The following is a 7,085-nucleotide window of genomic DNA, read 5'->3' as shown; positions in this document are numbered from 1 at the left end:
GAGTACCCGGGCGATCACCTCGTGGTAGATCGGGTTGGCGATCCGCAGCGGGCGGGTCGCCGCGACCAGCCCGAGGTCACGCGCATACAACAGGTCGTCGTTGTAGGGGTCCAACTCCGGCAGGGCGCCAGCCAGCACCGGCTCCACAACCCGACGCACCCGCGGCTCCACGAGCTTGGACGCCAACGAATCCAGATGCGTGGCGCGAGCCAGAATCAACCGCTCCTTCGCCTGCTCCACATGGTCCACAGTGATCGGCTCGGTGGCCGGGACCGCGAGTTCCTCGACGATCTCGTTGGCCAACGCGTTGACCAACCACGGCTGCCCCGCGGTCAACTCCACCGCCCGATCCACCGCCACCGAGGTGAAAACCTGCCCGGTCTCCGCCGTGTGCTGGCCGTACAACTCAGCCACCTCGGCCGCGGTGAAATCCCCCAACCGCAGCGACTTGAGCTTGATGTTGAACGGGCTGGCGGTGCCGAGCCTGGACGGGTCACCCCCGGCAGCGGTCTTATAATCACGCACATCCCGCAACCCGCACAACGCCACCGAGGCGGGAAACCCCTCCGGACGCTCGTTGAACCCGGCCCGCAACTGGCGCAGCACGCTGATCAGACTCGCACCACGCAGCGCGTCAATCTCGTCGAAAAACAGCACCAACGGCCGCGGGCAGACCCGCGCCCACCCCGCGAGCGCTGCCTTCAGCAGGTTCGCCTCGGCCACCTCCGGCCACGGCGGCGGTCCGAGCTCCGGCGGCAGCCCGATCTCGGCACCGCTTCGGATCTCCTCGAGGACGCCGCGCTGCGCAGCGCCGTAGTCGTCGCCGGCAGCCTCGCCAACCTCGCACGAGAAATGCAACGCCGCGTACACGCCGCCAGCGGTCAACTCCTCCGCCAGCGCCCGCAGCGTGGTCGTCTTCCCCGTCTGCCGCGGGGCGTGCACCACGAAATAGCCCAGCTGGGCGACCAGATCGGGCGCCTCCGGCAGCCGTCCCAACGCCGGAATCATGTAATGGTACGGAGGCAGACACGGCCCCGCCGTGTTGAACCTGCGTCCCATGAGCTAGAGCCCTCCGCGACATCGGACGACGACCGTCCCCGCCACTCTACGGTGCACCACGTGCCCCACCGGGCGCTCTGTGTGCCCCGCCGGGTGCCCCGCCAGGCGCTCCGGTCTGCATCCAACAGCGACTCGCGCCGGTGCTCCTCGGCGCGGGACACCCAGGGCTTGACAGGGGCGTATCCCGGACTAGATTGATGAACGTTCGTTCAACTATGGAGGGTGGATGGGCCGGCGACAGACCTTCGACTCCGATGATGTCCTCACGGCGGTGATGCACCTGTTCCGTCGGCAGGGTTATCAGGGGACGTCGTTGAAGGACGTGGAGGAGACCACCGGGCTGCATCCGGGCAGCCTTTACCGAGCGTTCGGGAACAAGGATGCGATCTTCCGAGCGGCCCTGGACGCCTACGTCGACCGGGTCGTGGTCCGACGCGTCGCGGACCACCTGGAACGGCCGGATGACCCGCTGGGGGGCATCAGAACGTACTTCACCTCCACCTTCAATACCGGGCGCACCCCGGACCCCGGATGCCTGGTCACGAACACCGCGGTCGAGTCCTACGCCCTGGACGAGCTGACGAGCCGCGGTGTCCGGCGCGGGCTGGACGCCATCGAGCGGGGTTTCACCGGTGCTGTGGCACGCGCACAGGCCGCAGGGCAGGTACCCGCCGCCGCCCAGGCCGACCGGTGGGGTGCCCGACTCCTGGTCGACTACCAGGGCATCCTGGTGCTCGTCCGAGCCGGGACGCCAGCCTCCCGACTCCAGGAGATCACCGACGACATTCTCGTCTCCCTGCGATGTGACCCCACCAGCTCATGGAAGGACACGGCCCTGTGAACATCGGCCGCCAGCCCGCCGCAATGGCCGATGCCGACCTGCCCGACCTGCCCAACCTGCCGGACCCGTACGGCCCATGTCTGGAGACAAGATGACGATCCCTCGCGTGGTCATGGTGCTCACGTCACACGACCGGTTCGGCGACACCGGGCGGCCCACCGGTTTCTGGTTCGAGGAACTCGCAGCCCCCTACTACGTGCTACGTGACGGCGGGGTTGATGTGGCCCTGGCATCGCCGGCCGGCGGGAAGCCTCCGGCCGACCCGGCCAGCCTGACTCCCGATACGCGGACCCCCGATGTCGACCGGTTCCTCGCCGACGCCGAGGCTGCCGGTCGTCTGGCCACCACGGAGCGACTGGACTCGCTGCACGTCGACGACGCCGACGCCGTCTTCCTCGTCGGCGGCCACGGCACCATGTGGGACTTCCCGGCCCAGCCGCAGTTGGCGACCCTTGTCGCCGCCGTCGCGGCCCGCGGCGGCGCCGTCGGATCGGTCTGCCACGGCGCGGCTGGGCTGCTCGACGTCGTGATCGACGGCCGTCCGCTCATTGAGGGACGGGCGCTCGCGGCGTTCAGCGACGCGGAGGAACAGCTTGTCGGGGCAACCGATCTCGTACCGTTCTCCCTGCAACGCCACCTTCACGCCCGCGGCGCCCGGTACACCGAAGGTGCGCCCTTCCAGCCACACGCCGTGCGGGACGGCCAGCTCGTCACCGGACAGAACCCCGCCTCCTCGAGGCGCACAGCCGTGCTTCTGGTCGAGGCGCTCCGGTCTCCGGCCGCGACGGACACGCGGCCATGAGCGGTGACCGAAGCCTCGCCGACCACATCCTCGACCAGCTTCAACCGATCGAAGGCGTCACGCTGCGCCGTTTCTTCGGCGGCTGGGCACTGTGCCACCACGACCGGCAGTTCGCGATGGTCATGGACACCCTCTATCTCCGCGTCGACGCCGCCGCCGGAGCCGCGGCCGAGGCGGCAGGTGCCCACCCCTTCACCTACCGGGCAGCGGGACGAACCGTCACCGTCCGTCGCTACTACAGCGTCCCCGACGACGTTCTCGACAACCGCGAATCCCTGTGCACCCTCGTCCTGAACGCGATCGAGCCGACCCGAACCCGAACAGGAACAGGAACAGGAACAGGAACAGGAACCCAACCACAGTTCTTACGATCACAATAGCCACGGCAAGAAGGAGGTCTGGATGTACGACGCACACCCCACAGATGACATACCCGACCCGCCCTATGTCGCGCCCGTGGTCAAGGAACTGGCAAAAATCATGGGACGCTACACTCAGAAACTCAACCAGATCTTGTGGCATGCGCCTTATACAGCCGCGCAGATTGCCGAGGCGATAGCATCCATCCAAGCGACCCACAACGAGATCGCCGGGTACGAGGAACGACTTTCCCGCACGATACCGGGTAGCACCCGCCAGCCAAAAGTGGCGGCATGGTTCGGCTACCATCGACAGACTCTCGAACAGGCATACAACATCTACCAGGGTATTGCCCGCTCGCTCAACCAACCCTCCGGCGCACCGCCAGCCGCCCCGCCGGTCGCCGCGGACGCAGACCCGGCCGAACGGATGCGGCGGCTTCTCGGCGGCTGCTGCATCCATTGTGAGGAGCATCTGGGCGCAGCCCTGTACACAGTCGCGATATGCCCCCGGTGCGGCCGCTACCCGACACGATAGAATTCACCAGGTATTCTTCCCTGGCATCGCACGTACGGCCGGTGATTTCTCAACGGCCGATTTCTCAGCGGCCGAGGCGGGCGCGAACCTCGGGGCGCCGCAGCGGCGGCACAGTGGTCGGGGGCTGGCGGCGGGCCGGTAGCGCCCCGAGCAGCCGGTGAACCGTAGCGGTCACCTCGGTGACGGCCGCCTCGAACGCATCATCGGCCGCCGGCGGCTGGCGCAGCCCGCTGACCTTCCGGATGAACTGGCGGGCGGCCGCCTCGATCTCCTCGTCGGTCGCCGGTGGGTCCAGGCCCCGCAGCTCGGTGATGTTTCGGCACATGCCTACAACGGTAATCCCACCCGCCATGGGAAGCCTCCAGCAAGGCGCGCAGAACGGTCAGGCGCGCAGAACGGTGACCGGACGACCGGACGGGCTGTTCACCTGCTCAAACCTCGTGCGGTCGGCAATGGGCGCGGCGTCGGGTCGGCGGTCGAAGACCACCAGGACACCGCGGTCGAGGCCGAGCCGGTCGAGGTAGCCATCCAACTGGGTCAGCCCCTTGGCCAGCGGATCGGGTTCGCCGGCCCGCCACACCTTCAACTCGATCGCCTCCCGTTGCACGACCCGTTTCCCGTCCGGATTCTGGAAGGGCCAGCGCACCAGCAGGTCAATCCGACCCCGGCCGATGCCATACTCCCGCTCGACATACCCACCACCATTGACCACCCGCTGCAGATAACCCATCAACACCAGCTGCGGGGCCACCTCATGGTAGACAACCCCGGCAGTGAGCACCTCGCCGTGCTCACGCCAGAACTCGGCGAACTCGGCCAACAGCATGCCGAAATCGAACCGGCCGTCGCTCAGCACGAAACTGCGCGGGTCAGCGACGACATTGACCTCCACGTTGGCCGTGAGCACCCGGGCAATCACCTCACGGTAGATCGGGTTGGCGATCCGCAACGGCAATCCCGCAGCGACCAGACCGAGGTCGCACGCATACTGCAGGTCGTCATCGTAAGGGTCGAGCTGAGTCAACGTCCCGGCCAGCACCGGCTCCACAACCCGACGCACCCGCGGCTCCACGAGCTTGGACGCCAACGAATCCAGATGCGTGGCGCGAGCCAGAATCAACCGCTCCTTCGCCTGCTCCACATGGTCCACAGTGATCGGCTCCGATGCGGGAATCTTGATCTTTTCGACGATCTCCCGGGCCAGTGCGTTGACCAGCCACGGCTGCCCCGCGGTCAGCTCCACCGCCCGCGCCACCGCCGCCGGGGTGAACACCTGCCCGGTCTCGGCCGTGTGCTGGCCGTACAACTCAGCCACCTCGCTCGGGGTGAAATCCCCCAGCCGCAGCGACTCCAACTTAATATTGAACGGGCTCGCGGTCCCAAGCCGACTCGGATCGCCACCACTGGCGGCTTTGTAATCGCGGACGTCGCGCAGCCCACACAACGCCACCGAAGCGGGAAACGCATGCGGACGATGACTATAGCCGTCCCGAAGCTGGCGCAGCACGCTGATCAGACTCGCACCGCGCAACGCATCGATCTCATCGAAGAACAACACCAACGGCCGCGGACAGACCCGCGCCCACGTGGTAAGCGCCGACGCGAACAGACTCGCGTCGGGCACGTCCGGCCAAGGCGGCGGACGCAGGTCCAGTGGCAACGCAATGTCGGCGTGGTCTCGGATCCTCTGGAGGATGCCGCGCTGCGCGGCGCCGAGATCATCACCGAGGGCCTCGCCGACCTCACAGGAAAAGTGCAGCGCCGCATACTCGCCGCCAGCGGTCAGCTCCTCCGCCAGCGCCCGCAGCGTGGTCGTCTTCCCCGTCTGCCGCGGCGCATGCACCACGAAATAGCCCAGCTGGGCAACCAGATCGGGCGCCTCCGGCAGCCGCCCCAACGGAGGAATCATGTAATGGTACGGAGGCAGACACGGCCCCGCCGTGTTGAACCTGCGTCCCATGGACTAGAACCCCCCGCGACATTCGGACGACAACCGTCCCCGCCATTCTACGGTGCACCACGTGCCCCACCGTGTGCCCTGTGTGCCCCGCTGTGTGCCCCGGACGTAGAACCGGCCGAACGGATACGGCGACTCGCGCCGGTGTTCCTCGTCGCGTAGATGCCGACTCCACCGTGACGTTCCTCGACACCGTCACCTGGTACCGCAACCACCAGGACCGTGCACACGTGATGTTCAGGGAGGAGGATCGACCCATGGCCAGTCCGGAGAGTCCCGTAGGCACGTCCGATCCGCTGAAACCACGGCGGCCCATCGACTTCGACACCTTCTACCAGGGCACGCCCCCGTGGGACATCGGCCGGCCTCAACCGGCGTTCCTGGACCTGGCCGACGCCGGCGTGCTCCGCGGACGAGTCCTCGATGTCGGCTGCGGAACCGGGGAACACGCCCTGATGGCCGCTCGCCTCGGGCTGGATGCCACTGGCATGGACACCGCAGCGGCGGCCATCGCCCGCGCCCGACGCAAGGCTGCCGACCGGAGTCTGACCGTCAGGTTTCTGGTCGGCGACGCCCTTGAGCTGGAGCAGCTGGGTGAACAGTTCGACACGGTGCTCGACTGTGGACTGTTCCACGTGTTCACCGACGACGATCGCCTCCGGTTCACCGCGAGTCTGCGGTCGACGATCCCACCCGGCGGCCGCTATTTCATGCTCGGCTTCAGCGACCGCCAACCGGGCGATACGGGTCCGCGTAGGCTGACCCGCGACGAGATCACCGCAAGCTTCGACGACGGCTGGCAGATCGACTCGATCGAATCGGCCGAAATCGAGATCAACCTCGGACCCACCAGCATCCCGGCCTGGCTGACCGCCATCACCCGAACCTGACCGCTGACGAAACGTCAGCAGGAGACGGTCCAGGACGTGTTTGGGACGTGTCGTTCGGTCAGAGAGCCGGCCGTCCGCGCCCGACTAACAAAATACAAAAAACCCAGATAGCGGCGTTCTATCCGGGCCGACGACAACAAAGCCAGGCGGAATGCGGGGGCACGCGAGCCGGACAGATGCTTCTCAAACACGCCCTTCAGGCATTCCTGTTTTCTCCGCGCCTCCGGTGCCGAAATCTCAGGACAGGGCCCGGCACTCGCCTGTACTGGTCGGAGATCCGGCGATGCCGATCGGATGAAGGAGTCTCGCCGAAGGTGGGAACCCGCCGGTCAGGCGCGCAGCACGGTGACCGGACGACCGGACGGACTGCTCGCCTGCTCAAACCTCGTGCGGTCGGCGATAGGCGCGACCTCGGGCCGGCGGTCGAACACCACCAGCACACCGCGGTCGAGGCCGAGCCGGTCAAGGTAGCCATCCAACTGGGTCAGCCCCCGGGCCAGCGGATCGGGTTCGCCGGCCCGCCACACCTTCAACTCGATCGCCTCCCGCTGCACGGCCCGTTTCCCGTCCGGGTTCTGGTAAGGCCAGCGGACGAACAAGTCGATGCGCCCGCGGCCGACGCCATATTCCCGCTCCACC

Annotated in this window: 8 protein-coding genes and 1 pseudogene; 5 read left to right on the top strand and 4 right to left on the bottom strand. The window is 67.3% G+C overall.

Translation table 11 applies throughout. The annotated features are described in order from the left end of the window. Window positions 1–1,059, bottom strand: a 1,059-nt coding sequence (locus U9983_RS14450; RefSeq protein ID WP_322754529.1) for an AAA family ATPase, incomplete at its 3' end; no start/stop codon positions are given. A 226-nt stretch (window positions 1,060–1,285) separates the two neighbouring features. On the opposite strand from U9983_RS14450, the gene U9983_RS14445 reads away from it, so the two are divergent. From U9983_RS14445 to U9983_RS14430, 4 genes are all read left to right on the top strand, one after another. Next, entirely contained in the window at window positions 1,286–1,900 is a 615-nt protein-coding gene (locus U9983_RS14445; RefSeq protein ID WP_322754528.1) for a TetR/AcrR family transcriptional regulator, read from the top strand. 91 nt (window positions 1,901–1,991) lie between these two features. Continuing rightward, window positions 1,992–2,702, top strand: coding sequence for a type 1 glutamine amidotransferase domain-containing protein (locus U9983_RS14440; RefSeq protein WP_322754527.1), 711 nt, complete (start codon window positions 1,992–1,994; stop codon window positions 2,700–2,702). Then, the gene (locus U9983_RS14435) at window positions 2,699–3,082 is read left to right on the top strand and encodes a TfoX/Sxy family protein (protein WP_322754526.1); all 384 of its coding nucleotides are present in this window, start codon (window positions 2,699–2,701) and stop codon (window positions 3,080–3,082) included. Before U9983_RS14440 ends, U9983_RS14435 begins: the two co-directional genes overlap by 4 nt. Window positions 3,083–3,104: 22 nt before the next feature. Next, window positions 3,105–3,599 carry a hypothetical protein gene (locus U9983_RS14430; protein ID WP_322754525.1) on the top strand — a complete coding sequence of 165 codons (495 nt, stop codon included), beginning with the start codon at window positions 3,105–3,107 and terminating at the stop codon, window positions 3,597–3,599. 64 nt (window positions 3,600–3,663) lie between these two features. Here the strand turns inward: U9983_RS14430 and U9983_RS14425 are convergent, their stop codons facing one another. Continuing rightward, window positions 3,664–3,924 carry a DUF2277 domain-containing protein gene (locus tag U9983_RS14425; protein WP_322754546.1) on the bottom strand — a complete coding sequence of 87 codons (261 nt, stop codon included), beginning with the start codon at window positions 3,922–3,924 and terminating at the stop codon, window positions 3,664–3,666. Window positions 3,925–3,981: 57 nt separating this feature from the next. Next, a complete protein-coding gene (locus U9983_RS14420; protein WP_322754524.1) occupies window positions 3,982–5,559 on the bottom strand; it encodes an ATP-binding protein in 1,578 nt (525 codons plus the stop codon). Window positions 5,560–5,813: 254 nt separating this feature from the next. Between U9983_RS14420 and U9983_RS14415 the strand changes: the two genes are divergently transcribed. Further along, window positions 5,814–6,446 (top strand): class I SAM-dependent methyltransferase, encoded by a 633-nt coding sequence (locus U9983_RS14415; protein WP_322754523.1) that lies wholly within the window; start codon window positions 5,814–5,816, stop codon window positions 6,444–6,446. Window positions 6,447–6,775: 329 nt separating this feature from the next. Here the strand turns inward: U9983_RS14415 and U9983_RS14410 are convergent. Next, a pseudogene (locus U9983_RS14410) lies at window positions 6,776–7,085 on the bottom strand (ATP-binding protein); the annotation flags it as partial.

The sequence above is a fragment of the Protofrankia sp. Cas3 genome (assembly GCF_963555955.1).
In the GTDB taxonomy this organism is placed as follows: domain Bacteria; phylum Actinomycetota; class Actinomycetes; order Frankiales; family Frankiaceae; genus Protofrankia.
The sequence above is the reverse complement of the archived record's forward strand: the minus strand, read 5'-3'. Positions and strand labels throughout refer to the sequence as shown.

Coding starts and splice junctions, on each gene's coding strand:
- U9983_RS14440 (WP_322754527.1), top strand. CDS start 1,992: ATGACGATCCCTCGCGTGGTCATGGTGCTCACGTCACACGACCGGTTC.
- U9983_RS14420 (WP_322754524.1), bottom strand. CDS start 5,559: ATGGGACGCAGGTTCAACACGGCGGGGCCGTGTCTGCCTCCGTACCAT.
- U9983_RS14430 (WP_322754525.1), top strand. CDS start 3,105: ATGTACGACGCACACCCCACAGATGACATACCCGACCCGCCCTATGTC.
- U9983_RS14445 (WP_322754528.1), top strand. CDS start 1,286: ATGGGCCGGCGACAGACCTTCGACTCCGATGATGTCCTCACGGCGGTG.
- U9983_RS14425 (WP_322754546.1), bottom strand. CDS start 3,924: ATGTGCCGAAACATCACCGAGCTGCGGGGCCTGGACCCACCGGCGACC.
- U9983_RS14435 (WP_322754526.1), top strand. CDS start 2,699: ATGAGCGGTGACCGAAGCCTCGCCGACCACATCCTCGACCAGCTTCAA.
- U9983_RS14415 (WP_322754523.1), top strand. CDS start 5,814: ATGGCCAGTCCGGAGAGTCCCGTAGGCACGTCCGATCCGCTGAAACCA.